Below are 23,474 nucleotides of genomic sequence, written 5' to 3' on the forward strand. Positions count from 1 at the left end.
CACAATGGAACCCACTGATCATAATCAATCGCCAATTGAAAAGGCAAAAGATTAGTTTTACCCAAGGGAGGCGATCGCCGTGGCAATATCCAAAACTAAAAACCGATCCAGGGCTTGGTACATCCAGTGGATAGAGCCTAAATCCCCTTGTTGAGTCGGCTGAAAACCCAGGGTTGTGGCTAATTGAGCATAGCTCGGATGGATGATTAGAGTATGCAGATCACACAGATTGGGAAAATCCCCTTGCATTTTCCGTAAGGTTTGCTGGGCATCCACCAGAAAGGTCAGTCGATAAGCCGTTAAATATGTTGGATCAATCACCCAACTGCGAATGAATACCGATACACAGGTTTCGTCACCCACAGTGGCCAGGGTAAATGGATCGACGGCGGCCATCGTACTGAGGTGCAATGCCTTTTTTGCAGGCCGAAAAAAATTCACATCGGAGCGGGGGGCGGTCGGATAGAGCAGATAAAAGCCCACCGGATTTTGATTATCCACACGCCTTAACACCCGCATTCCCCTGGGATATTGTTGTCCCCACTGGCGCAACAGTCTGGCAATCCGGTGGGGCACGGCATCGTTATTTTTGTTCATCCAGTTGTAATTTACCGCGAGCAAATTCGCTACGGGAATCGCATCACAACGGGGATTAAACTCCCCCAAGGTTAGGGAAACAACCTCGTCGGTTTCAGCACTCAAAACCTGTTGCGGTAACGGCAAAATTTCAATGCAGGTGGTGTTGCCGTCGAAATATTTGCGAATCAACCCCAAGGCCGCCAGCTTATCTAGCATCATACCTGCGGCGCGATCGCCGCCTTTTTCCTGATCGCCATAAAACAATTCTGCTGCCTCCCGGTGGGTACAAATAATCGCCCCAAATTGGGTTTGCAGTTCCGTTAAGGGGGGCTGTAGCTGAGGCTCGTGCGTTAGTTTCGCCTTCACCAGGAGATAGATCCAAAGACGCAAAAAATATTCAGCCCGCACCCGCGTGAGGCCCACCACCTGCTTTAGCTGGGTCAGCAAGGCCTGTTTTTGGGTAGTAGGGAACCAGTGCTCAAGCTCCTGGAGGGTAATCATGGCTTTCTCTGGAAGTCTAATTACTTCATCCTACTTCACCTTACTTCTACGGGCTTGGGTTTGCTCATTGCGGCTACAGAAAATCTTTCCCGACAATAAAAGTAACCAAATACAAATCACCATTGAGGTTCCAGATCATGGCCACTCCTAAATTTGATGCCCCAGCCACCCACACCAACGCTTGGATTTTTCAAACCTGGTTAGCGTTTATTCTGTCCCTCAGTGCCATGGGGATCGGCATTTATCTGTTGCCCCTCAACGGTTGGATGAAAAGCTACCTGGGCATGGGGTTTGTGTTTTCGATTAGCTCTACCATTAGCCTGGCGAAGACGACTAGGGACTTAGAAGAATCAAAACGAATCTTCAATCGGGTTGACGAGGCTAAACTCGAAAAACTATTGGCAGAATATGATCCGTTTAATAAATAGGTCTTGGTTCCCAAAAAGGTAGTACTAAAGGGGTAATGAGGAATTGTAGTGATGGATGAAATTCCACAATAGTCCAATGTGATTAAATACACACTTGGAGAAGGCTAGACTGCGTCTCACAAACCGTGACATCCTTTGCCTCACAGTACAATTAAAGCGCTCAATATAACTGGTTTTACCACTCTGTTTGCTAACCACCCGATGACGCTTTGAAGGGAATACGCCACGGTAGGCTTCCCACTCATCCGTGTAGAAGACTCCACATTGCCGATATACCCCAGGCAATGACGCCCACAGTGCTTTTGCACTCTCTCGACCACGGCAACCAACGTGCAGACCAATAATTTCCCGGGTTTGAACGTCAAGGGCCAGCCAGACCCACTGTTTATTGCCTTTGTGGTCAACAAAAGACCAGAGTTCGTCACACTGCACCTTTAAAGACCCCTTTTTTTGGGGACAACCTTGGCCCTTCTTGGTACTTGTGCTGCTTTCATATTGACGTAATTTTGCAGCCATTGTTCAGAAACTTGAACAGCTCTGGCGATGCCGGCCATCGAAATACGTTCGAAAAGCAGACGGTCAATCAGAGCGCGGGTTTCAGCATCAATGAGTTTATTGGTGGGATGTTCCACGAATTGACGACCGCATTGCTTGCAGAGAAAGCGCTGTTTACCGTTGTGGATGTGCCCATTTTTGACTGTATGTTGGGATTGACAGCTGGGACATTGAGGCATGGGTCGGAGTCAATGACTTCCGTTCTACCTTAACAAAACCGTCATTACCCTTTTAGTACCACCCCCAAAAAATTGGGGAGAGCAATAATGTTCTCCCCGGACTGGAGATATGGGGCGATCGCCTTTATTTTTTCCTTTATTCCACCGTGACAGATTTGGCGAGGTTACGCGGTTGATCCACATCTAAGCCCCGTCGTGCGGCGATGTGATAGGAAAGGAGCTGGAGAGGAATCACCGCCAATAGGGGTGACAAAATTTCGTCCACCGCCGCTACTGGTAACACTTCATCAAAGGTTTGGGTCGCTTCCGTATCATCCAGGGCTGTCACGCCGATCAAAAGGGCATCCCGTGCCTTTGCTTCCTGGGCATTGGAAATCACCTTTTCGTAAATGTCCCCTGGCATGGCGATCGCCACCACGGGCACCTTCGCATCCAGGAGGGCAATGGGGCCATGTTTCATTTCCCCGGCAGGATAACCCTCGGCGTGGATGTAGCTGATTTCCTTGAGTTTGAGGGCACCTTCTAGGGCAATGGGAAAGTTAATCCCCCGACCAATAAAGATGAAGTCCTGGGTATCAGTGAAATTGTGGGCCAATTCTTCGATGCTCTTTTCTTGATCCGCCAGGATTGACTCAATTTGGGTCGGAATCTGCTGTAATCCGGTGACAATGTGCTGGAGTTTTTCAGGGGCGAGGGTTTGACGCCGGGCCGCCAACTCCAGGGCCAGGCAATAAAAGCTCATCAGTTGCGCCGTAAAGGTTTTGGTGGCCGCAACACCGATTTCAATGCCGGCATGGGTATAGAGCACTTGGTCAACGATGTGGGTGATCGTGCTTTCCGAACGATTGGTAATGCCTAAAAGTCGAGCCTTGAGGTGATCGTTGTGGTGGAGGCGACGCTCTTTTTCCATTTCTAGGGCGGCGATCGTATCGGCGGTTTCACCGGACTGGGTCACGCCAATGGTCAGGGTATTGGGCATGATCGGTGAAGGAGAATAGCGAAACTCCGAGGCATAGTGCACAAAGGTGGGAATGCCGGCGAGTTGTTCGAGTAAATATTTCCCCACGAGGCTGGCGTGCCAACTGGTACCGCAGGCCACGATTTGGATATGGTCGATGTTGTCGAGAAATGTGGGGTCATTAATACCGAGGTTGATCGGCTGGGCTGCTTCTGGATTGAGATAGACTTCGAGGTTGGTGCGCACCACCGCCGGCTGCTCATAGATTTCCTTGAGCATATAGTGCCGGAAGCCTTGTTTTTCCACTTGACCGGGGTTCCAGTCGAGGGTGCGGGGGGCTTTTTTGAGGCGATCGCCCGCAAAATTATAAATTTCCATGCCCAGGGGCGTCATCCGGGCCATTTCACCGTTTTCGAGGGTTAGAACTGCCCGGGTGTGGGGAATTAATGCCGTAATATCCGAGGCACAGAAAAATTCTCCCTGGCCAAACCCCAGGGTCAAGGGCGCTTGCTGCCGGGCAACGATCAATTCATCGGGATAGTCCACACAAATAACGGCGATCGCAAAGGCTCCTTCCAACCGTTGCACAGCCTTTTGTACCGCAGCGAGGAGGGGTTCCGGTTCAGATTTCGTCGTTTGGAGCACATCCGCAATCAGATGGGGGATGACTTCCGTATCTGTTTCCGACAGGAAAGTATAGCCTTTGCCCTGGAGTTCTTCCCGCAACTCCCGGTAATTTTCCACGATGCCATTTTGAACCACGGCCACCCGTTGCGCCATGTCCAAATGGGGATGGGCATTGTGTTCCTCTGGTTTCCCATGGGTTGCCCAGCGGGTGTGACCAATGCCAATGGTGGCGGGAGTACTGGTCCCTTCTAATTTTTCCCGGAGACGATATAGTTTGCCCTTGGCCCGTACCGAGTGGAGTTTTTCTTGCCAGATCGTCGCAATGCCCGCCGAATCATAGCCCCGGTACTCTAGCCGTTCTAAGCCTGAGACCAGAATATCTGTTGCCGCTTGCGTGCCTAAATATCCCACAATGCCACACATAAAATCAGGTCTCCCTACACGAAAAATGAGCCGTTACTATCCTATAGTCTTTAACCTTGAATTTTTGTTTTTGTTCCCTAGAAACGATCGGATTCTGGGACTGAGGTCGTTCCGGGTTGATTAAGGAAAAGATTCCCTGCCGCATCATTTTGATAGATACAGTTAATACTCGGTGATCCTTGCAGACTACCGGTATAGCCAAAGGTATTCATGCGCCGTTTGCAATCATTGACCTGTTCTGATGTGACCAGGTTCTGCCGTTCCAGAATGGCCCAGTTATTTTGCCGAATCACACAGCCTGGTTCCATCTGCGGCTGAGTGACAAAGACATTGAAGGGGTTGAGGGTCACAAAGATTTTCATGTCCGTCACAATGGCACTCGCACCAAATTGTTGGCAAAGTTCAGCATCCGGAGCTTGACGGTCAATTTCCAGGCGAGAATCAATGCTTGTCGGGTTAAGATTGGTACTGGAGCTAAAGCCGATGCCCACCGTCACCCCTAGGACAAAAATTCCCCCAAACAGTGCCAGAGTTGCATAGTTGAAGTTAAAGAGGGACTTTTTTGGTTCCCGTTCGGGATACCTCGGACGGTCGTAGGGAGGGCGATCGTAACGTGAACGAGTTTGACGTTTCATCAGCGGATATCTATGGGGAACAGCGGCTCCATCAAGTCGATACGATACTTTGTTAAGTGATCATTCTATCCACTATAGCGATTTACTACTCCACCCGGAGCTTATCTCGAGGTTTTCCATGGCGGATCGGCACACATTAGTTTTATTGGATATTCTCATTTCGGCGCGGCTCGCGATTAATTATTTAGCGGATCTGAGTTGGACGGAGTTCCTCGGCAATATTGTGGTTCAGGATGCGGTGATTCGGCGGATCGAAATTATGGGTCTGGCGGCGCGAAATATTCCCAAGGTGATGCACCCAGAACTCCCCCAAGTGCCTTGGTTTGAACTAGAGGCGATCGCCAAAACCATGAGTGAAGATTACGAGGCGGTCAATATTGCCTTTGTCTGGGATCTGGTGCGTAATGATCTCCCGGTTTGGGCAGAGGCTTTAGAAGTAATCTTGCCGGAAAATCTCCACGTCTAGGGATGCTGTTTAAGCCTGTTTCCCATAGCGCCTGGGGCCGAAAGTTGTGGTTTGTGCGCCACGGAAATCGCTTAGATTTCGTGCAACCGGCTTGGTTTACCACGGCCCTCTATCCCTACGATCCGCCCCTTTGTCCCGCTGGCCACCACCAAGCCCAGGAGTTAGGCGATCGCCTCGCCCCAGAAACGATCCACCATATTTTCACTTCTCCTTTCCTGCGCACGATCCAAACAGGTCACTATTGCGCCCAACGTTTAAACCTCCCTCTGAGGCTAGAACCGGGCCTGGGGGAATGGCAAAATCCCCATTGGATGACTCGCCCGCCGCTGACCCACCCCAAAGCTTTTTTACGCCAAAACTTTATCCATATCGACTGGCGCTACCAGGAAAAGTATTTACCCGACTACCCCGAAAATGCCGCCCAGGTGCAGCGACGGACGATTCAGACCCTCAAGCAGTTACTAAAATCTTATTCCGGCAACTTGCTTTTGATTGGCCACAAAATTCCCCTGGGCATTTGTCTGAATTATCTACTGGGAACAGACCAAACCATTAGCCCCGATGTGTGTGCCCTCAATCAACTGGTTAACCTTGGCGATCGCTGGCTCTGGCAACGGCAAAATGAGACCCATTTCCTGACAGATCCAGGCGTCAAGGTGGCCCCCTAAACTATCAATCCGCCCAGTCGCCATCGAGGAAATTCCCGGAAATATTGTAAGATTGCTCCCATTACCGGGCAAAAATCACCATGAAAAACGAAGCGAACGGCCAACCTTCCCCTTGCTTTCCTGTCAGCCTCAGCGAACAGACCATGAGCTATGACATTGTGCAAGAAGCCGTGTTATCCCTCTGGCAAGTGGTCAATGGCCTGAGTAGTATTCAGCCGCCCCGCCGCGATCGCTATCGCGTGACAATTTTTGGTTCGGCCCGGATTACCCGTGACTCGCCCCTCTACCAAGACGTGCGCCGCTTAGCCAGTGAGTTGACGACCCTCGGCTGTGACATTGTGACGGGGGGTGGCCCTGGTTTGATGGAAGCAGCGAACGAAGGCAGTGTTTTAGCAGATCCCCATGACCGGACAAAATCCATTGGTATTCGCGTGGATTTGGGGTTTGAACAGGAGGTTAATCCCTTTGTCGAGGAGGTATTTCAGCACCAGACTTTTTTCTCACGCCTGCACCATTTCGTTTTGGTCTCCGATGCGTTTGTGGTGATGCCGGGGGGGATCGGGACAACCCTCGAAGCGTTGATGATTTGGCAATTGCTCCAGGTGCGCTCGATCCATAATATGCCGTTTATTTTGGTGGGCGACATGTGGACAGAATTAGTCCAGTGGGCCGAACAAACCATGGTGCCCCAGATGGCCGATGCGGTGGATTTTGAAATTCCTGTGTGTGTTGGGTCGGTGGATGAGGCGATCGCCCGTTTGAAACTCTCCCATCAGGCCTGGGCGCAATGCTCCCCCTAGCTTTTTTCTGCTCGGTAGGTGTAGAACTGCCGAAAAATCCCCACCGTCTCAAAGGAGTACCGTGGAAAGGGCTCCGGCAAAACAATATCCGTTTGGTAGATGCTAAAGAAAAAATAATTATTGACGCTGGTTTGCCGACTGACGATTTCGCCCAATTGGGCCTGGCTCGCGTCCACCAGGGTTTTGCAGTAGTTGCGCAGCAAATCGCTTTGGAGATTGCCTAAACCGAGGGGCAGATCCTCGCCCGAATTTTGGCAGACATTATCCTTAAGATAGATGGCAATCTGTTCGCCCGCATAATTGCGATATTGGCTCAGGGGAGGATTGGTTAAGTAGGCGATCGCCCCAAGGACAACAACGCCGAAGCCGCTGACCACACCGCTAATTTGAGAAAATTTCATAAAAAACCTGGACAAAATAAAATCAATTCGATAACATTATTAATCGTGATTATGGCGAGCGTAGCCAAGTGGTTAAGGCAGCGGATTGTGGTTCCGCCATTCGGGGGTTCGAGTCCCCTCGTTCGCCCTCTCAAATCTAACCAATTTTATAACCGAAGTCAGGGTTCCCTCACAGCCTGTCCCAGGGGATATTTTTTCAGTCAGTACCGGATTTTTATCCTCTCGTAGACCAAGCACAGGGTAACTCAGATAGTGGCTTAAGCTTGCAAAAAGTAGACCTTCGTTGAGAGCCTTGGCGTAAAAAACCTTAGCAACAGCTTGCACCTGCATTAAATCCAGGGAAAACGACCAGAAAATTGATTCCCTAGAGTCGATATTGTCTTACTGCGGACGATTCCCCACCCGACTGTACCGGACGTTGCTGGAGTTGTTGGTTGAACCAAAGGGCGATCGCCAAACTCGAAAAGAACAGCAGAATCGGTAACCAACGGGGCGCTTGGGTTGAACGCTGGGTTTGGCGTTGGGGCGCTTGGCCACGAACCCGTCTAATTTTTTCGGGCCATTCGGCAAATTCCCGCTCGGTGGTCATGGTGAAATTCTCTAAAACTTGAATGCAGCAATAATTTGTACTTGTGTTTTTTATTATACAAAGTGGCAATCCGGCCTTGGGGTTTGGGTCGTTGCTGGGATAGGGGAACTCTTCTATGCTTTAGGGGCAACCATTTTGACCGAAACAATGCAGGACATTCGCCTACTGGTGTTGGATATTGACGGCACGATTTCCGGGAAAATAAACCAAGTGAGTCCCCAGGTTTTAGAGGCGATCCAAGCGGCCCAACGGAAAGGGATCAAAGTGGCGATCGCCACCGGGCGTATGTTTTGTTCGGCCAAGCGATTTTACGAAGCCATTGCCTCCGATGTTCCTTTAATTGCCTATAACGGCGCTTGGATTCAAGACCCGCTACAAACTCTCCCCCATCAGCAGCTTTCAGTGCCAGCCGATATTGCCCTTGATATTCTCGATTTTCTTAGCACTAAGAATTGGCGATCGCAGCTCCATTTGCATGTCTATCACAACGACGAATTATATGTCGATGACTTCAATGAGCGGACTGCGGCCTACCAAGAGAGAACGGGTTGCAAGGCAAATTTGCTCACCGATTTGCGGGATATTGTGGCCCAGGCTCCCACAAAAATTCTTGCGGTTTGCCACACAGAAACGGTACCGAAAACCCTCTTGCCCCTCGTGCAAAAACGCTACACCCAGCAGCAAATTTACTGTACCCAGTCCACGGCTGTGTATGTAGAATTCACCTCACCGACGGCGACGAAAGGCCAAGCGGTAAAATTTCTCACTGAAGAAATTCTGGGGTTGCAGGCTGCTAACGTGATGGCCATTGGCGACAATTTTAACGACCGAGAAATGCTCGAATATGCAGGGCTTGGCGTAGCCATGGGGGATGCTCCTACTGCCCTCAAAGCCGTTGCGGATGCGGTGACAACCTCCGTCGAAGAGGATGGAGTCGCCGAGGCGATCGCCAAATTTTTGCTTTAAGTTAATCAATCACACGAATCGTTTTTAAGCTGGGATCACTAGCCCCGGTGATCACCCCTCCCAGTTGTAATGTCTGGCGCAAGCTGGCGAGGGTGGCTGCCGTAATTTTTTCGCCGGGCATGATCGCCGGAATCCCAGGGGGATAAGGACAAATCAACTCCGCGCAAATTTGATTGAGACTGGCTTCAAGGGAAACGGCTCTACTGGTAGCAAAAAAAGCTTGGCGCGGCGAGAGTTGTGGCAGCCCATAGCAGGTTTCAGGCTGATCGGTTGAAATGTTTGGCTTGTTTAAAGGCTGTTGTGCTTGATTGTTTTCGCTGAGGGTTTGAAACGCATCGATTAGCCGCTGAATATCCTGGTTTGTATTGCCAAAGGTAAGGATAAAAGTGAGCGATCGCCCCAGGGGGAGTTCTGCAATCACCCCCAGAGTTTCCGTTAAGATTTCATCCGCGGCATAACCCGTCAACCCTAAACCCGAAACATCAACGGTGAGGCGGGTGGGATCAAAATATTCGATGCCCGCCTGGGGCTGGGGATCAAAAATTTTTAAGCCTGGAATCGGGGTCAAAGCTTGCCGTGCTCGTTGCGCCAAAGCGAGTGTTTCTGACCAAAGGGTTTCGCCCTGTGTTGCCATTTGAGCGCGGGCCGCATCCAGGGAAGCCAGAAGTAAATAGCTGGGACTGGTGGATTCGACGAGTTGTAAAGCACGGTTGATTTTCTGGGGATCAACCCTGGCTCCTTGTCGATGGAGCATCGAGGCTTGAGTCATCGCTCCCAGGGTTTTGTGGGTCGATTGGATTACCAGATCAGCACCGAGTTCGAGGGCCGGGGGCGGGAAATTAGGATGAAATTTAAAGTGGCTACCGTGGGCTTCATCAACGATGAGCAGAATATTGTGGCGCTGGGTGATAGCGGCGATCTCCTTTAAATCTGGACAAACCCCTTGATAGCTGGGAGAAAGAACAAAAACCGCTTTAATATCAGGATGAATTTGCAAGGCTTGCTCAACAGATTCTGGCGTTAAACCATAACTCAAATCCCATTGGGGATCGTAGGGCGGATTCACAAAAACTGGCATCGCCCCAGACAAAATCAAGCCGAAAATGGCCGATTGATGGACATTGCGGGGTAAGAGAATTTTTTCCCCTTCCCCCACCGTCGCTAAAATGGCAGCGATAATCCCACAGGTGGAACCATTGATCAAAAACCAGGTTTGATCGGCCCCAAAGGTTTCGGCGGCGAGGGTTTGGGCTTCTAAAATCACCCCTTCTGGCGCAAATAGATTATCGAGACCGGGGAGCTCCGGTAAATCTGCCCGAAAAATTTCCTTACCCCAGGCTTGTGCCAACCCAGAAAAAATCCCCTGACCACCTTTGTGACCGGGGGCATAGAAGGCTGCATGGTTATCGTGGGCGAGGGCAAGCAGGCGCGAAAACAAGGGCGTCATTAATTTAAGTCAGGGAAGCTAAGGTTGTGGTCACCAGGGCAGTAACATCATGCACCGCAGGTAAACTATCCACCACCATCGCCGTACAAAGCAACATCATATAAAGAATCGAATATTTAAACATTGACTTCGCTAGGGGCTGATCAAAGGGATTTTGCTTCAATTCCCAGGCTTTTTGGATAAAAATGGCTCCCAGCACTAAGGCGGCGATCGCATAAAACAGCCCAGATGCGTGGAACGGAAAAACCAGCAACAGACTAAAGGGCACAACGATTAATGTATAAATCCAAATTTGATCGACGGTTATTTTTTCGCCCTTGACCACGGGCAGCATCGGCACCTCAACTTCTGCATAATCTTCTTTGATCATCAAGGCCAAGGCCCAGAAATGGGGCGGCGTCCAGAGGAAAATCAGCGCAAACAAAATCCAGGCCGACCAATCCAACTGACCCGTAACCGCTGCCCAACCCACCAGGGGCGGAATCGAACCTGCGGCCCCACCGATCACAATATTTTGTACGTGGTGCCGTTTCAGCCAGTGGGTATAAACCAGCATATAAAATACAATGCCCGATAACGCTAAACAGGCGCTAAGCAAGTTCACAAATACCGTTAACAGGGAAAAGGACAAACTCCCCAAAATCAGCGCAAAAATTAAGGCATGGCGTGGCTGGACGCGACCAGAAGGAATGGGCCGCTTACGGGTGCGCTGCATCGAAAAATCGATGTCCTGGTCATAGATGCAGTTGAGGGTTTGGGCAGAGGCTGCAGCGAGGGTCCCCCCCAATAACGTAATCAGCAACTTTACCGGGTCAATGTGACCATGGGAGGCAATCCACATCGAAGCAGCGGTGGTAATCAGCAGCAGAGGAATAATGCGGGGTTTGGTGAGTTGGTAATAGCTTTTGATAACCGCCCAAAAGTTTTCATGGTGCGGAGAAAGGCTGGTGCCGAGCATAAAAATACCTGAATTTAATAAAGACGCAGAGGAATGGAGAGATAGGGTTTGATTTAACTGGTGTGGGGTTGGCGATCGCGGAACGCAAAGACAGAAAACATCGCCAAAGTCCCAAGGAGGCTCGCCCCAACGGCCTGGTGGGTCACGGTGAGGGGTTCCACTTGCAGATGTAATTTAAAGGTGGCCACCCCAATCAAAATTTGTAAGCACACCAGTAACATGGCGACATTGGCGAGGCTGCGGAGAGCAGGGTGGAGCGCTGGCGTCCGCCAAGCCATGACCACAGTGACAACCGTTGCAAGGGTAGCAGGGACAACACCGACGATGTGACTGTCCATCACCACACACATATCCCCTTGGAAAAAGCACTGGTGCAAGGCCCACTGGGAGGCGACTAAACCTCCGGACAGGCTTTGGAGATAAATAAAAATGGCTGCCGTCAAACCAAACCAAGGTAATTTTCCGGCGGTGCCGTTGCCGCGATAGTCACTCAAACAACTGCCAATGGTGAGCAGAGTAACAAAGAAAAAGAGAGCCGTCCCCAGGTGGGCTGTGACGATATCAAAGCGTAGCAGTTCGGTGACGGTTAATCCTCCTAGGATCCCTTGGAACACAATCAAAAACAGGGCAAAGCTCGCAGCCCATGGCAGCCAACGGGGTAGTGCCGTCCGGAACCAGAGGGTGAGTCCCACCAAGGCGATCGCCGAGAGACCGATCAACATCGCGTCTAAACGGTGGAACCACTCCAAGAAAACCTGTAAATTCATCTGTTGGGTCGGCACCAGTTGCCCGTAGCACAGGGGCCAATCCGGACAAGCCAGTCCCGCATTCATCACCCGTGTTGCACTGCCAATCGCCATTAACAACAAGGTGGCGATCGCCATTTTCCAAACCAAACGGCGAACCCATGTTTTCACCTGATCACTCGCTGGTGAAAAAGAATTTGGAGATGAAATGGAATGAGCCATGAAGCCTCCTCACAAAACGCTTAACAATCTACGGAGTCAGAACTGCCACAGATGTAAATAGCTACACAAATTAGATTTTAGGCTAGGAAAAATAGCTAAATCTCGTTAATTAACACTGTAGTGAACCCATTTAGACGCTGCTGTTCAGCGACCTATCCTGTACAAATTCTTTACATTTAAGCAACGAATAACCGAGGAAATCTAAATATAATCTTAAGTTTTTGGCCAGATAGATTACATAATTGAGTTTTAAATAACCTTGATACAAAATCATCAAGATTTGTCATCAGTCAACCATGAAGATTGTGACAAACCAAAGGCATTTCCAAACAGTTTGTTTTAACGTGGTAACCAGCAGTTATTCCAAAAAAGCTCCAACATTTCCCGTGAATATTCCCAATAGCATCACGACCTTGATCGCTGGAATTGCCATTACCCTCATCAGTCTCTGGTACGGTCAAAACCATGGTTTACTACCCGTTGCCGCCTCCGCCGACGCCAATGATGTCGATGAATTGTTTAATCTGATGATGACCATTGCCACTGGTCTTTTTATCTTGATTGAAGGGGTTTTGGTGATTTGTCTAATTCGATTTCGCCGCAAACAGGGGGATTTGACCGACGGCCCGGCGATCGAAGGCAATGTTCCCTTAGAGATTGTCTGGACAGCGATCCCCACCGTCATCGTCTTTATCTTGGCGATCTATAGCTTTGAAATCTATAACAAAATGGGCGGCCTCGACCCGATGGTTTCTGGGGGCGGTATGACCATGGCCCACCATCATCAACATAACCCCAATACCATGGACAACATGGTGGCAATGGAACCAGATTCTAAAATTGCCATTGGCATTGGTAAATCCATGTCGGCCAATGATGAAGATCCTTTAGTGGTTGACGTGAATGGCCTGCAATATGCCTGGATTTTCACCTACCCCGATACGGGGATTGTCTCCGGGGATCTCCATGTGCCTGTGGATCGTCCAATTCAACTCAACATGAAAGCAGCAGACGTGATCCATGCTTTCTGGCTCCCAGAATTTCGCATTAAACAAGATGTGATGCCCGGCCAGGTTTCACAACTGAGCTTTGTGGCCAACCGAGAAGGCACCTACCCGGTGATTTGTGCAGAATTGTGCGGCTCTTACCACGGCGGCATGAAAACCACGATGACCGTTGAAACGGCAGAGGGTTATGACCAATGGGTGCAATCGCGCACAGTGGCGCTGAAAGACGGCGAGGGTCAACCGCTACCCGTCGATTCTACGGCCTTAACCGATGCAGCATTTCTCCAGGCCTACGCCGAGGAGATGGGGATTATTGAAAATACCCTAGAGCAGATTCCCCATAATCCTTTGGGAATGATGTCGATGGCCCAGTAAGGTCAGGCTTTTTCAAACAATTAAACCAACTAAACCTGTAACTAATTTTTTAGTAAACGCACGATAACTAATCAACGATCAACCATGAGTGACGCGACAATACACCATGCGGGCGATCGCAAATGGACGGACTACTTCACCTTTTGTACTGACCACAAAGTAATCGGGATTCAATATCTTGTTACGGCCTTCTTGTTTTACTTCATTGGTGGTGCATTAGCAGAGATTGTCCGCACAGAACTTGCGACCCCAGACCCAGACTTTGTTTCCCCCGAAGTCTATAACCAAATGTTTACGATGCACGGCACGATCATGATCTTCTTGTGGATTGTGCCCGCCGGAGCCGCCTTTGCCAATTACTTAATCCCACTGATGATCGGTGCGGATGATATGGCTTTCCCCCGGTTAAATGCCGTGGCCTTTTGGATGCAGCCCGTCGGCGGTATTCTTCTGATTCTGAGTTTCTTTGTAGGCGCACCCCAGGCGGGTTGGACGTCCTATCCGCCCTTGAGTTTGATCTCTGGGAAGTGGGGCGAAGAACTCTGGATTTTATGTCTGCTGATTTTGGGGACGGCTTCGATTTTGGGGGCGATTAATTTTGTCACCACGATTTTTAAGATGCGCGCCCCGGATATGGACATCCACAGTATGCCGCTGTTTTGTTGGGCGATGTTGGCGACTTCGGCGTTAATTTTGCTCTCGACTCCGGTCTTGGCCGCAGCTTTGATCTTGCTGTCCTTTGACCTAATGGCAGGCACAGCTTTTTTTAACCCCACAGGCGGTGGCGATCCGATTGTGTACCAGCACCTCTTTTGGTTCTATTCCCACCCGGCGGTGTACATTATGGTGCTCCCCTTCTTTGGGGTGATTTCAGAAATTCTCCCCGTCCACTCCCGCAAACCAATCTTTGGCTATCGGGCGATCGCCTACTCCGGTTTAGCAATTAGCTTTCTCGGTTTAATCGTCTGGGCGCACCACATGTTTACCAGTGGCACCCCTGGTTGGTTGCGGATGTTCTTTATGGCAACCACCATGCTCGTAGCCGTACCGACGGGGATCAAGATCTTTAGCTGGTGTGCGACCCTCTGGGGTGGCAAATTACAACTCAACTCCGCGTTACTCTTCGCCATTGGCTTTCTTTCGTCCTTCCTCATTGGCGGTTTAACAGGGGTGATGTTGGCAGCAGCTCCCTTTGATATCCATGTCCATGACACCTATTTCGTGGTGGGTCACTTCCACTATGTCCTCTTCGGTGGCTCTGTCTTTGCCCTCTTTGGGGCGGTATACCATTGGTTCCCGAAAATGACGGGCAAAATGTACAACGAAACCTGGGGCAAAATTCACTTTGCGATGACCTTTATCGGCTTCAATATGACTTTTTTGCCGATGCACTATCTGGGTCTCCAGGGGATGAACCGCCGCATTGCCCTTTATGATCCCCAGTTCCAGCCCCTAAACCAAGTTTGTACCCTAGGGTCTTACATTTTGGCCTTATCAACGTTGCCGTTTTTGGTCTCAATCGTCTTGGGGTTAGTCAATGGGAAAGCAGCCGGACGGAATCCGTGGCGTGCTCTCACCCTGGAATGGCAAACCACCTCTCCGCCGAGTATCGAAAACTTTGATGAGCCACCCGTCCTTTGGGCTGGCCCCTATGAGTATGGCATTGATGGAGAACCCAGAGATGAGGATTCCATTGAAGAGATGCTCGCTGAAGTGGCAGAAATGAGTTAGAGGAGTCGCAAAAATGCAAAGTTCAACCACCAATACGGCGATCGCCAGCGATTATCAAGCGCCCCCGATGGAACACCATGGTCATCCTGACTACCGGATGTTTGGCCTCGTGATGTTTCTAGTTGCAGAAAGTATGATTTTCCTGGGGCTGTTCGCCGCTTTTTTGATTTATAAGGCGACGATGCCTGGTTTCACAAAGGAATTAGAATTGCTCGTGCCCACGGTGAATACGATCATCCTGGTTAGCAGTAGTTTTGTGATGCACAAGGGCCAAAGCGCGATCAAAAACGACGACGTCAAAGGTCTCCAGCTATGGTTCGGGATTACGGCACTAATGGGGGCGGTCTTCCTCGGCGGCCAGGTCTATGAATATGCCCACATGGAGTTTGGCCTCACGGAGCATCTGTTTGGCAGTTGTTTCTATGTGCTGACGGGGTTCCACGGTCTCCACGTGACGGCAGGGCTGTTATTTACTTTGGCAGTGTTGTGGCGATCGCGCGAAGCCGGTCATTACAGTGGCCAAGCCCATTTTGGTGTCGAAGCAGCGGAACTCTACTGGCACTTTGTGGATGTAGTCTGGATTATCCTGTTCGGCCTTGTCTATCTGCTGTAATAGCTTTATTTCTTAAATCAATCCTTAAAGGGGAGGCCAATAATGTCTCCTCTTTTTTGTTGCTGCATTTATTTTTCACGCTGCAATTTCAACATAGGCAGAAGAAACAGAAGGCTGTGGAATTTCTAAGCCTTCTAATTGCAATCCTTCAAGGTGAAAGGCGATCGCCTCTTGCATATTTTTTTTAACCTCAGCTTTTGTTGTTCCTGTTGCGATACAACCAGATAAATCTGGAGCATAAGCGGAGTAACCCGTATTGGTTTTTTCGATGACGATTAGATAGCGCATCATTTCTACTTTGTTACTTTAAGCCAGCTTGTTTGAGAATACTATTTTGGGTTCCAGGAGCTAGTTCATCGCTGAATTTTCCTGCAACTGTTACTAATCCTAGTTTAGTTGGATGCTTGTACTGACGGTGACTTCCGCGAGTTCTAGTGAGGCTCCAACCATCGGTGGTACTAAAAGGGTAATGACGGTTTTGTTAAGGTAGAACGGAAGTCATTGACTCCGACCCATGCCTCAATGTCCCAGCTGTCAATCCCAACATACAGTCAAAAATGGGCACATCCACAACGGTAAACAGCGCTTTCTCTGCAAGCAATGCGGTCGTCAATTCGTGGAACATCCCACCAATAAACTCATTGATGCTGAAACCCGCGCTCTGATTGACCGTCTGCTTTTCGAACGTATTTCGATGGCCGGCATCGCCAGAGCTGTTCAAGTTTCTGAACAATGGCTGCAAAATTACGTCAATATGAAAGCAGCACAAGTACCAAGAAGGGCCAAGGTTGTCCCCAAAAAAAGGGGTCTTTAAAGGTGCAGTGTGACGAACTCTGGTCTTTTGTTGACCACAAAGGCAATAAACAGTGGGTCTGGCTGGCCCTTGACGTTCAAACCCGGGAAATTATTGGTCTGCACGTTGGTTGCCGTGGTCGAGAGAGTGCAAAAGCACTGTGGGCGTCATTGCCTGGGGTATATCGGCAATGTGGAGTCTTCTACACGGATGAGTGGGAAGCCTACCGTGGCGTATTCCCTTCAAAGCGTCATCGGGTGGTTAGCAAACAGAGTGGTAAAACCAGTTATATTGAGCGCTTTAATTGTACTGTGAGGCAAAGGATGTCACGGTTTGTGAGACGCAGTCTAGCCTTCTCCAAGTGTGTATTTAATCACATTGGACTATTGTGGAATTTCATCCATCACTACAATTCCTCATTACCCCTTTAGTACTACCCAACCATCTTGTTCTATAAGTTTGATAATTTCTTTAACTTTCATTATCCATGACTCATACTTGCACTAACAGGGCGACAGCATGGACACAAATTCCCTTTTCCTCACCCATGGCATCTAGTTTTTCATTGGTTGTGGCCTTAACACCCACCTGATCCGGATCAACTCCCAGGGCTTCAGCAAGACATTGAGTCATGGCTTGGATGTGCGGTTTCAGTTTCGGGCGTTCAGCGACAATCACCGAGTCAATATTGCCAATTTGCCAGCCCCGTTCTTGGATGAGTTGATGTACCTGCTTGAGCAATTCAATGCTGTCAGCCCCTTTCCACTGGGGATCCGTAGGCGGAAAATAATGGCCAATATCCCCCAAACTGAGGGCACCCAACATCGCATCCATAATCGCATGGGTCAAAACATCTGCGTCGCTATGGCCATCTAAGCCGAGGTGGTGTTCTAGCTGAATGCCTCCCAAAATGAGGGGACGACCAGGCACGAGACGGTGGACATCGTAACCGTTACCAATGCGGATTTTCATAGGAGTTAGGGGCGGGCATAAAGTCACTGGTTAGGGTAGCATATCTCTTTTTATTTTCTGGGTGTGACGGCGATGAATTTCTGGGGGAAAGCTGCCTTAGAATCACCTTAAGTAAGTTCACACATTCTGAGCACAATTTTTTTTGTTCAAGAATCCTATCGCAGGAAAAGAGTATGGCAATGAGGCAAGGCTGGCACAGTTTAATCCTGGGGAGTTTACTGCTGGGCACAGGCGGATCGGCACTGCTCTCACCTGTCCTAATACCTCCAACCTTTGCCCAAGAAGCCACCTCCACTACCCAAGGGCGTTCATTCCTTGCGGAGTTGTGGTTATTGAACCAGGGTTTTGTTGGTCTCCGGCCTGACCTAGAAGAATTCCCTGAAAATTTGGCAGCGCTCAACACGGGGACAGCGGCCTTCGATGCAGAAATTTTTCGGAATGATCGGGCTGGCCTGCAACAACTCCAGGAACAGATCCGGTTGCTGGAAGGGCAACTGGCAACGATTCAAGACCCAGCCCAACGGGAAGCTTTAGCAACGGTGATCGCCAACCTTGATCAGCAGCTCAATAATCTCACCAACCTGATTGAACCCTTTACGGATGGCTTTAATCCAGAAACGATCCGGCGGCTCCAGGAATTTTTAGACTTTTTTGAACGGCGCAACCTCAGTGAAGCAGACTATGGTTTCTACGGTAGCGTCACCCAAACAGAGCTCGAAGAATATCTTGCACAACAGTTAAGTGACCTCAGCGAAACCCTCAAAACCCTGAATGAAACCGCAGCCCAAGGGGCGATCGCCCCGGATCTAGCCACCTCGATTGATTATCTCTACACGAGCCTAAGTCTGGAAAATACCGTTGTGGATGATGGCACGACTTTTTCGGCAATGATCCAAACCCTCCAGCGGGATAATCAGCGCCTGCGACAACGCCTGCGTACCACCAATTTTCTCCTGGGGCTGCTCCTTCTGTTAGGCACCGCGACCCTTGCCCTGTTTTATCTACGGAAACCGACCCCAGCAGCTTCGCCTGTAAATCGCTATTTCCCGGATGCGGAACCGGATTCCTTTGATCTCGATCGGCTAGAAGCAAAGCTTATCAAGCGACTCCAAAACACCTACGATCTTTCGCCCAAGGAAAATTTTGCGGCGATCGCCCCGTCGCCAGTAACAACCCAACCCACCACTATTCCCTTCAGCGAAACACCGCATTCACAACCGCTGGCCACGAATATCCCAGGCGACCTAGAGGCATTCAATCCAGCTTCACAAACGCTCGATTACCTAGAGCCGAATCCTGTGGAAACAGAAATCGATACAGACACAGACGCTGATTTTCCGGTGCAATTTCTCAATGTCTACGATGCCCTAGTGGAAACCTATAACGCCGATGCCATGGGCCTGGCCCCAGAGGCGATCGCCTTGGCTGTCCAACCGCCTGTGACCCAAGACCCCGAAACTGACGGAGAAACTGAAAATTTCCTGAGCGGGTTATTATTCCAAACCGATGACCAAGGGGACTATTGGGCTATCGAAGTGCAAAATCAGTATTACCTTGTGCCTCGCGCCCAGCTTAAAATCACCCCCGATAATTATGCTTTTTTTCAGCAAACTTTTATCTGCTACGGTAACCAAAAGCCAGATTTACAGACAATTAAATTACTCAAACCTGCTCGCATTGCCACCACAGATCAAGATAATCTTTGGGAATTAGTTCAACCGGGCATTGTTGTTTTAGAAAACGTTGAATCTTTAGCCTAAGTTTTGGACGAAATCATTTGGACAAATAATATTTACTCAACCTAGTAATGGCCCCTAATAAGTCCTTTGCGCCCCCGAAACTCTGTGGTAGAAAGCTAAAATTTACCTTAAAATAGCAGCAATTCTGGACAATTTCCGTCCCCTGGTTTTGAGGAGTATAAACATGAGCTTTGCTTGCATCGGCCGACAGCATTTAAGTCACCTGGCGATCGCCACGACTTTACTAACAGGACTCACTGGCGCGATTTACCAATCCACAGCTCAGGCCCAGGCCGCCTATGGTAGCTATGTGGGTGCTGGGGCGAGCGTTGGCGTTTCCTCCGACTGGAACGGCGAAGGTCAACAACTCAGTGCTGTTTTGGCGGCCCGCTATAAGTTTCTGAAATTACCTATTTCCCTGCGGACCCAAGCCTTTATCGGTTCTGGTAGTACCGCCATTGTGCCGACCATTTCCTATGATGTGCCCCTAACCTGGCAACTCGATGCCTATGTGGGTGCTGGTTATTCCTTCGCAACCGGAAACAACCCTTCCCCCGTCGGCGATCGAAACACCTTGGTGATTCAACCGGGGCTTGATTATGCACTGCCCAACGGCAATACGGTGCTCTTTACCAATGCGGTATTTGCCTTTGATGCCTATGAAGGTAAAAATGAAAAGGCCGTTGCGCTCCAAGGAGGGTTAGGTCTCCGCTTCTAAACGGCAACCCGTGGCTTTAAAAGTACAATTGAACCGTATGTTAGGCGATCGCCAACCGAGACGAAATGAATAGTTGTGTATTAATGGCGCGCATCCTAGGGGAACCAGAACTGCGCTATACCCCCGACAATACCCCCCTGGCTCAGATCACCATCGAATTTCCGGCGCTCCGGGAGGGAGACCCCGCTTGCCGACTCAAGGCTGTAGGTTGGGGCGATAACCTCAGCCAAGACATCCAGCAAAATTACCACGACGGTGATCAAGTGATCTTGACGGGACGACTGACGATGAACACCATCGAACGACCCGAAGGCTTTAAGGAAAAGAAGGCAGAGTTAGTGATTTCGCAAATCCAAGCTATTGGTGCTGGTCTAGGCCCCACCTCCCCTGGAACGACCATGGCCCCTTCTGCTTCGACCTCACCCGTTACCCCCAGTAATGTGGTGCCTATTAACCCCATGGCTCCTGCTCCTAGTCCTGCCCCGGCTCCCAGTGAACCGGAACCGAACCTTGATGACATCCCGTTTTAGACTGTGAACCTAGGCGATACCATTGTGGCGATCGCCAGTGCCGTCGTCCCAAACCAAGGCAGCATTGGCATTGTCCGTCTATCTGGCGCAGCGGCTCTCCCCATTGCCCGTCAACTCTTTCAAGCCCCTGGTCAGCAGACCTGGGAGAGTCACCGCATTCTGTACGGCTATATCCGTCATCCCCAAACCCAAACGATTGTCGATGAAGTGCTGCTCCTGCTGATGCTGGCCCCCCGTTCCTTCACCGCTGAAGATGTGGTGGAGTTCCACTGCCATGGGGGCATTATTCCCGTGCAGCAGGTGCTACAGCTTTGTTTGGGGGCTGGGGCGCGGTTGGCGACGCCAGGAGAATTTACCCTGCGCGCCTTTTTGAATGGTCGCATTGATCTCACCCAGGCCGAAAGTGTGGCGGAACTGGTGGGGGCAAAATCACCCCAATCGGCCCAGGTGGCCCTAGCAGGCATCCAAGGGAAACTGGCCCAACCGATCCAACAACTCCGGGGTCAATGTTTAGATATTTTGGCGGAAGTGGAAGCCCGCATTGATTTTGAAGACGATTTACCTCCCCTGGATGAGCCGCAAATTCAGCGGGATCTGACCCAGGTGCTCGCAACAGTTGAACAAATTCTCCAGACCTCTGACCGGGGCGAACTATTGCGCACGGGGTTAAAAGTAGCGATTGTGGGCCGTCCCAATGTGGGGAAATCGAGCCTGTTAAATGCCTGGAGTCGCAGCGATCGCGCCATCGTCACGGATTTACCAGGGACAACGCGGGATGTGGTAGAGTCCCAGCTTGTGGTGCAGGGTATCCCGGTACAGGTATTGGATACGGCGGGCATCCGGGATACAGAGGATGCCGTGGAAAAAATTGGTGTTGCCCGTTCTCTCGCCGCTTCCCAACAGGCGGATTTGATTTTGTTTACCATCGATGCGGCGGTGGGATGGACAGCGGCAGATCAAGAAATTTTTCAGCGAATTGTGGCCACAAAAGCCAATCAACCCTTAATTCTGATCCTTAATAAAATTGACATCGGCCAACCGGAGGCCATTGAAATTCCGCCCCAAGTGCAAGGGGTCGTCAAAACAGCGGCAGCCCAGCACCAGGGTGTGGATGAATTGGAAACGGCGATCGCCAATTTGGTGCAAGCGGGAAAAGTGGGAGCCACCGATCTCGATTTTGCGATTAATCAACGGCAAGCCGCGGCTTTGACCCAGGCCCAACAAGCTCTCCTTCAAGTGCAAAGCACCATTGCCGAAGGGTTGCCCCTGGACTTTTGGACAATCGATCTGCGTAGTGCGATCCAGGCCCTAGGGGAAATTACCGGCGAAGGGGTGACTGAATCGGTTTTGGATCGGATCTTTAGCCGTTTTTGTATCGGGAAATAGGGTCAGGTGCGGATTTTAAACTGGTTAAGATAACTGGCCACTTGGTTCGGTAAAAAAGCCCGTTGGTCAATGAAGTGAATCTCTGACTTAAAAGACTCAGGCGGTAAACGCAACCCAAATCCCTGGGCGATCGCCCCGTAGGGTTCTGTAGGATAGGCTACTGCTACCAGTTCACGGGCATTTTGGGGATATTGCCGCAGCTCAAAATGTCGCCAGCGGACCATCTGGGTGAGGAGCCACAGGCCATGGGATTGCCAGCAATAATTAGCCTGGTCGGGGGCCGTAATCCGTCGCCCTTGGTCGAACCAAATGGGACTATCCCGCCGGGCAATGGGGCGATCGCCGTCTCCCCCGTAGAAATATTGGCCACTGAAGAGGGCGGTGAGGGCGGCGGGATCAAGGTCGAGGTTACTGGCTAGGAGAGGGCCAATGGTAGCCGCGTTGGTGGGATCTTGGCAATATTGGCAACCCTGGAGGGTGGCGGCAATGAGAGCCTTAGCTGTATTTGGGTTTTCTTCTCGCCAGCCTGCACTGGTGGTAATCACCGGCCCCGGGTGGCCCTGCCAAATATCCCCTGAAAGGTATTGGATAAAACCAGAATCGTTGGCGATCGCCTCTTGTCCCCAAGGTTCTTGGCTGCAGTAACCTTGGATCAACCCTGCCTGCAATTTATGACGCAACTCCGTGGGCGCAAAGGTGACTAATTCTAAATCTCGATCTGGATGGAAACCCAGGGCCGCCCACCAATAGCGATAAAGATAAGCCGTTGTGCTGTAGTCGTGGTCTACCCCAAAGGTTTTTTCCGGTAAAGCCCGCACATAGTCCCGGTAGGCCGCCGCAAATTCTGCAAAATTCGCATAGTCGATGCCAGAACGAATATTATCGGCCCAGGTCTGTTGGCGGCCACAAAAAACACCGCCGTGGCGATGGATCTGCATCAACGCGACCAGATCAACCCTAGGACTTTTGAGCTGATAAATCAGTGGTGTCGAAAAAGAGGTAATCGCCGCATCAAAACGCGATTCTAGTAGCCCCTGTTCCACGGCCTGTTGATCCACCTGGGGATACAGCTCAACTTCCAGGCCATACTGCTCAAAAAAGCCTTGGGTGAGGGCCATCAGCCAGGGGGCGATCGCCAAGTCCGGCACATAACCCAGGGTGAGGGCTTGCTTTTCCGGGGCACTCAGATCTAATACCGGCGGAGTTGATTCTAAGTTGGCTTGCTTCGCAGATCTTCCTGGCAGACGAACGGTATCAGGGAGTCGATTGCAAGCAGTGAGACCATAACCCCAGGCAGCAAAGGTTCCGTATTTGAGCAGGTGGCGGCGTTTCATAGGCAAAAATACAGGGAGGCTCCCAAATTTTACGGGTTCGGTTTGGCGATCGCAATTTTCTGTGACGGTTCCACCATCAAAAAATCCCCAGGGCAGCGAGGAGCACTGGGGATCAAAATCCAAGCACA

General features: G+C 50.4%; 25 protein-coding genes, 1 tRNA gene and 1 pseudogene. 14 read left to right on the forward strand and 13 right to left on the reverse strand.

Annotated elements, in window-relative coordinates; translation table 11 throughout:
- Positions 1-57: 57 nt before the first annotated feature.
- The gene (locus AWQ22_RS05850; protein WP_084448964.1) at positions 58-1,080 is read right to left on the reverse strand and encodes a hypothetical protein; all 1,023 of its coding nucleotides are present in this window, start codon (positions 1,078-1,080) and stop codon (positions 58-60) included.
- Positions 1,081-1,217: 137 nt separating this feature from the next.
- Between AWQ22_RS05850 and AWQ22_RS05855 the strand changes: the two genes are divergently transcribed.
- On the forward strand, positions 1,218-1,508 hold the full coding sequence (locus tag AWQ22_RS05855; RefSeq protein WP_012306772.1) for a YiaA/YiaB family inner membrane protein: 291 nt from the start codon (positions 1,218-1,220) through the stop codon (positions 1,506-1,508).
- Between the two features lie 24 nt (positions 1,509-1,532).
- Here AWQ22_RS05855 and AWQ22_RS16540 read toward each other — a convergent pair.
- From AWQ22_RS16540 to AWQ22_RS05870, 3 genes are all read right to left on the reverse strand, one after another.
- Positions 1,533-2,242 (reverse strand): IS1 family transposase gene (locus AWQ22_RS16540; protein ID WP_397428282.1). Its coding sequence is split into 2 segments (ribosomal slippage): positions 1,533-1,957 and positions 1,957-2,242, totalling 711 coding nucleotides; the frame shifts between segments, so codons are not numbered across the junction.
- A gap of 136 nt (positions 2,243-2,378) precedes the next feature.
- Positions 2,379-4,250: a glutamine--fructose-6-phosphate transaminase (isomerizing) gene (gene glmS, locus AWQ22_RS05865; RefSeq protein WP_065710470.1), complete on the reverse strand. Its 1,872-nt coding sequence runs from the start codon at positions 4,248-4,250 to the stop codon at positions 2,379-2,381.
- A gap of 77 nt (positions 4,251-4,327) precedes the next feature.
- On the reverse strand, positions 4,328-4,885 hold the full coding sequence (locus tag AWQ22_RS05870; RefSeq protein WP_012306774.1) for a DUF3172 domain-containing protein: 558 nt from the start codon (positions 4,883-4,885) through the stop codon (positions 4,328-4,330).
- Positions 4,886-5,003: 118 nt separating this feature from the next.
- Between AWQ22_RS05870 and AWQ22_RS05875 the strand changes: the two genes are divergently transcribed.
- From AWQ22_RS05875 to AWQ22_RS05885, 3 genes are all read left to right on the forward strand, one after another.
- Positions 5,004-5,351, forward strand: a complete 348-nt coding sequence (locus AWQ22_RS05875; RefSeq protein WP_012306775.1) for a DUF86 domain-containing protein — start codon at positions 5,004-5,006, stop codon at positions 5,349-5,351.
- A 2-nt stretch (positions 5,352-5,353) separates the two neighbouring features.
- A complete protein-coding gene (locus AWQ22_RS05880) occupies positions 5,354-6,019 on the forward strand; it encodes a histidine phosphatase family protein (RefSeq protein ID WP_065710471.1) in 666 nt (221 codons plus the stop codon).
- A gap of 80 nt (positions 6,020-6,099) precedes the next feature.
- Positions 6,100-6,819, forward strand: coding sequence for an LOG family protein (locus AWQ22_RS05885; protein WP_041443431.1), 720 nt, complete (start codon positions 6,100-6,102; stop codon positions 6,817-6,819).
- Here AWQ22_RS05885 and AWQ22_RS05890 read toward each other — a convergent pair.
- Positions 6,816-7,220 (reverse strand): DUF4359 domain-containing protein, encoded by a 405-nt coding sequence (locus AWQ22_RS05890; protein ID WP_065710472.1) that lies wholly within the window; start codon positions 7,218-7,220, stop codon positions 6,816-6,818. The genes AWQ22_RS05885 and AWQ22_RS05890 overlap by 4 nt on opposite strands.
- A 54-nt stretch (positions 7,221-7,274) precedes the next feature.
- On the opposite strand from AWQ22_RS05890, the gene AWQ22_RS05895 reads away from it, so the two are divergent.
- Positions 7,275-7,347: transfer RNA gene (locus AWQ22_RS05895), tRNA-His, on the forward strand.
- Between the two features lie 237 nt (positions 7,348-7,584).
- Here AWQ22_RS05895 and AWQ22_RS05900 read toward each other — a convergent pair.
- The gene (locus tag AWQ22_RS05900) at positions 7,585-7,809 is read right to left on the reverse strand and encodes a hypothetical protein (protein ID WP_030006256.1); all 225 of its coding nucleotides are present in this window, start codon (positions 7,807-7,809) and stop codon (positions 7,585-7,587) included.
- A 147-nt stretch (positions 7,810-7,956) separates the two neighbouring features.
- Between AWQ22_RS05900 and AWQ22_RS05905 the strand changes: the two genes are divergently transcribed.
- Entirely contained in the window at positions 7,957-8,775 is an 819-nt protein-coding gene (locus AWQ22_RS05905; RefSeq protein ID WP_065710473.1) for a Cof-type HAD-IIB family hydrolase, read from the forward strand.
- 1 nt (position 8,776) lies between these two features.
- On the opposite strand, the gene AWQ22_RS05910 is transcribed toward AWQ22_RS05905, so the two are convergent.
- From AWQ22_RS05910 to AWQ22_RS05920, 3 genes are read right to left on the reverse strand one after another with little or no spacing between them, the layout of a single operon-like run.
- The gene (locus AWQ22_RS05910) at positions 8,777-10,222 is read right to left on the reverse strand and encodes an aminotransferase class I/II-fold pyridoxal phosphate-dependent enzyme (RefSeq protein ID WP_065710474.1); all 1,446 of its coding nucleotides are present in this window, start codon (positions 10,220-10,222) and stop codon (positions 8,777-8,779) included.
- A 4-nt stretch (positions 10,223-10,226) separates the two neighbouring features.
- Positions 10,227-11,180, reverse strand: a complete 954-nt coding sequence (locus tag AWQ22_RS05915) for a heme o synthase (protein WP_030006259.1) — start codon at positions 11,178-11,180, stop codon at positions 10,227-10,229.
- A gap of 53 nt (positions 11,181-11,233) precedes the next feature.
- The gene (locus AWQ22_RS05920) at positions 11,234-12,148 is read right to left on the reverse strand and encodes a heme A synthase (RefSeq protein ID WP_065710475.1); all 915 of its coding nucleotides are present in this window, start codon (positions 12,146-12,148) and stop codon (positions 11,234-11,236) included.
- Between the two features lie 386 nt (positions 12,149-12,534).
- Here AWQ22_RS05920 and AWQ22_RS05925 point away from each other — a divergent pair, with 386 nt between their 5' ends.
- From AWQ22_RS05925 to AWQ22_RS05935, 3 genes are all read left to right on the forward strand, one after another.
- On the forward strand, positions 12,535-13,530 hold the full coding sequence (locus AWQ22_RS05925) for a cytochrome c oxidase subunit II (RefSeq protein ID WP_065711652.1): 996 nt from the start codon (positions 12,535-12,537) through the stop codon (positions 13,528-13,530).
- 84 nt (positions 13,531-13,614) lie between these two features.
- Complete coding sequence (gene ctaD, locus AWQ22_RS05930) at positions 13,615-15,261, forward strand: cytochrome c oxidase subunit I (protein WP_012306785.1); 1,647 nt, start codon at positions 13,615-13,617, stop codon at positions 15,259-15,261.
- A 13-nt stretch (positions 15,262-15,274) separates the two neighbouring features.
- Positions 15,275-15,874: a heme-copper oxidase subunit III gene (locus AWQ22_RS05935; protein ID WP_065710476.1), complete on the forward strand. Its 600-nt coding sequence runs from the start codon at positions 15,275-15,277 to the stop codon at positions 15,872-15,874.
- 75 nt (positions 15,875-15,949) lie between these two features.
- Here the strand turns inward: AWQ22_RS05935 and AWQ22_RS05940 are convergent, their stop codons facing one another.
- Positions 15,950-16,165 carry a type II toxin-antitoxin system HicB family antitoxin gene (locus tag AWQ22_RS05940; protein WP_232321510.1) on the reverse strand — a complete coding sequence of 72 codons (216 nt, stop codon included), beginning with the start codon at positions 16,163-16,165 and terminating at the stop codon, positions 15,950-15,952.
- Between the two features lie 10 nt (positions 16,166-16,175).
- Positions 16,176-16,325, reverse strand: a pseudogene (locus AWQ22_RS17365) (type II toxin-antitoxin system HicA family toxin); the annotation flags it as partial.
- 63 nt (positions 16,326-16,388) lie between these two features.
- Here AWQ22_RS17365 and AWQ22_RS16545 point away from each other — a divergent pair.
- Positions 16,389-17,098 (forward strand): IS1 family transposase gene (locus AWQ22_RS16545; RefSeq protein WP_397428282.1). Its coding sequence is split into 2 segments (ribosomal slippage): positions 16,389-16,674 and positions 16,674-17,098, totalling 711 coding nucleotides; the frame shifts between segments, so codons are not numbered across the junction.
- 61 nt (positions 17,099-17,159) lie between these two features.
- Here the strand turns inward: AWQ22_RS16545 and ispF are convergent.
- Positions 17,160-17,639 carry a 2-C-methyl-D-erythritol 2,4-cyclodiphosphate synthase gene (gene ispF / locus AWQ22_RS05950; RefSeq protein ID WP_062433447.1) on the reverse strand — a complete coding sequence of 160 codons (480 nt, stop codon included), beginning with the start codon at positions 17,637-17,639 and terminating at the stop codon, positions 17,160-17,162.
- A gap of 173 nt (positions 17,640-17,812) precedes the next feature.
- Here ispF and AWQ22_RS05955 point away from each other — a divergent pair, with 173 nt between their 5' ends.
- The 4 genes from AWQ22_RS05955 to mnmE all read left to right on the forward strand — a co-directional run bounded on the left by AWQ22_RS05955 (position 17,813) and on the right by mnmE (position 22,012).
- On the forward strand, positions 17,813-19,399 hold the full coding sequence (locus AWQ22_RS05955) for a hypothetical protein (protein ID WP_065710477.1): 1,587 nt from the start codon (positions 17,813-17,815) through the stop codon (positions 19,397-19,399).
- A gap of 163 nt (positions 19,400-19,562) precedes the next feature.
- Positions 19,563-20,096, forward strand: a complete 534-nt coding sequence (locus AWQ22_RS05960; RefSeq protein WP_065710478.1) for a hypothetical protein — start codon at positions 19,563-19,565, stop codon at positions 20,094-20,096.
- 65 nt (positions 20,097-20,161) lie between these two features.
- Positions 20,162-20,626: a single-stranded DNA-binding protein gene (locus tag AWQ22_RS05965; protein WP_030006266.1), complete on the forward strand. Its 465-nt coding sequence runs from the start codon at positions 20,162-20,164 to the stop codon at positions 20,624-20,626.
- A 3-nt stretch (positions 20,627-20,629) separates the two neighbouring features.
- Positions 20,630-22,012 carry a tRNA uridine-5-carboxymethylaminomethyl(34) synthesis GTPase MnmE gene (gene mnmE / locus AWQ22_RS05970; protein ID WP_065710479.1) on the forward strand — a complete coding sequence of 461 codons (1,383 nt, stop codon included), beginning with the start codon at positions 20,630-20,632 and terminating at the stop codon, positions 22,010-22,012.
- Positions 22,013-22,014: 2 nt separating this feature from the next.
- Here the strand turns inward: mnmE and AWQ22_RS05975 are convergent, their stop codons facing one another.
- Positions 22,015-23,346 carry a CmpA/NrtA family ABC transporter substrate-binding protein gene (locus AWQ22_RS05975; protein WP_157094585.1) on the reverse strand — a complete coding sequence of 444 codons (1,332 nt, stop codon included), beginning with the start codon at positions 23,344-23,346 and terminating at the stop codon, positions 22,015-22,017.
- Between the last annotated feature and the right edge of the window lie 128 nt (positions 23,347-23,474).

Source organism: Picosynechococcus sp. PCC 7117, assembly GCF_001693275.1.
Lineage (GTDB): Bacteria > Cyanobacteriota > Cyanobacteriia > Cyanobacteriales > MRBY01 > MRBY01.

Coding starts and splice junctions, on each gene's coding strand:
- AWQ22_RS05850 (WP_084448964.1), bottom strand. CDS start 1,080: ATGATTACCCTCCAGGAGCTTGAGCACTGGTTCCCTACTACCCAAAAA.
- AWQ22_RS05855 (WP_012306772.1), top strand. CDS start 1,218: ATGGCCACTCCTAAATTTGATGCCCCAGCCACCCACACCAACGCTTGG.
- glmS (WP_065710470.1), bottom strand. CDS start 4,250: ATGTGTGGCATTGTGGGATATTTAGGCACGCAAGCGGCAACAGATATT.
- AWQ22_RS05870 (WP_012306774.1), bottom strand. CDS start 4,885: ATGAAACGTCAAACTCGTTCACGTTACGATCGCCCTCCCTACGACCGT.
- AWQ22_RS05875 (WP_012306775.1), top strand. CDS start 5,004: ATGGCGGATCGGCACACATTAGTTTTATTGGATATTCTCATTTCGGCG.
- AWQ22_RS05880 (WP_065710471.1), top strand. CDS start 5,354: ATGCTGTTTAAGCCTGTTTCCCATAGCGCCTGGGGCCGAAAGTTGTGG.
- AWQ22_RS05885 (WP_041443431.1), top strand. CDS start 6,100: ATGAAAAACGAAGCGAACGGCCAACCTTCCCCTTGCTTTCCTGTCAGC.
- AWQ22_RS05890 (WP_065710472.1), bottom strand. CDS start 7,220: ATGAAATTTTCTCAAATTAGCGGTGTGGTCAGCGGCTTCGGCGTTGTT.
- AWQ22_RS05900 (WP_030006256.1), bottom strand. CDS start 7,809: ATGACCACCGAGCGGGAATTTGCCGAATGGCCCGAAAAAATTAGACGG.
- AWQ22_RS05905 (WP_065710473.1), top strand. CDS start 7,957: ATGCAGGACATTCGCCTACTGGTGTTGGATATTGACGGCACGATTTCC.
- AWQ22_RS05910 (WP_065710474.1), bottom strand. CDS start 10,222: ATGACGCCCTTGTTTTCGCGCCTGCTTGCCCTCGCCCACGATAACCAT.
- AWQ22_RS05915 (WP_030006259.1), bottom strand. CDS start 11,180: ATGCTCGGCACCAGCCTTTCTCCGCACCATGAAAACTTTTGGGCGGTT.
- AWQ22_RS05920 (WP_065710475.1), bottom strand. CDS start 12,148: ATGGCTCATTCCATTTCATCTCCAAATTCTTTTTCACCAGCGAGTGAT.
- ctaD (WP_012306785.1), top strand. CDS start 13,615: ATGAGTGACGCGACAATACACCATGCGGGCGATCGCAAATGGACGGAC.
- AWQ22_RS05935 (WP_065710476.1), top strand. CDS start 15,275: ATGCAAAGTTCAACCACCAATACGGCGATCGCCAGCGATTATCAAGCG.
- AWQ22_RS05940 (WP_232321510.1), bottom strand. CDS start 16,165: ATGATGCGCTATCTAATCGTCATCGAAAAAACCAATACGGGTTACTCC.
- ispF (WP_062433447.1), bottom strand. CDS start 17,639: ATGAAAATCCGCATTGGTAACGGTTACGATGTCCACCGTCTCGTGCCT.
- AWQ22_RS05955 (WP_065710477.1), top strand. CDS start 17,813: ATGGCAATGAGGCAAGGCTGGCACAGTTTAATCCTGGGGAGTTTACTG.
- AWQ22_RS05960 (WP_065710478.1), top strand. CDS start 19,563: ATGAGCTTTGCTTGCATCGGCCGACAGCATTTAAGTCACCTGGCGATC.
- AWQ22_RS05965 (WP_030006266.1), top strand. CDS start 20,162: ATGAATAGTTGTGTATTAATGGCGCGCATCCTAGGGGAACCAGAACTG.
- AWQ22_RS05975 (WP_157094585.1), bottom strand. CDS start 23,346: ATGAAACGCCGCCACCTGCTCAAATACGGAACCTTTGCTGCCTGGGGT.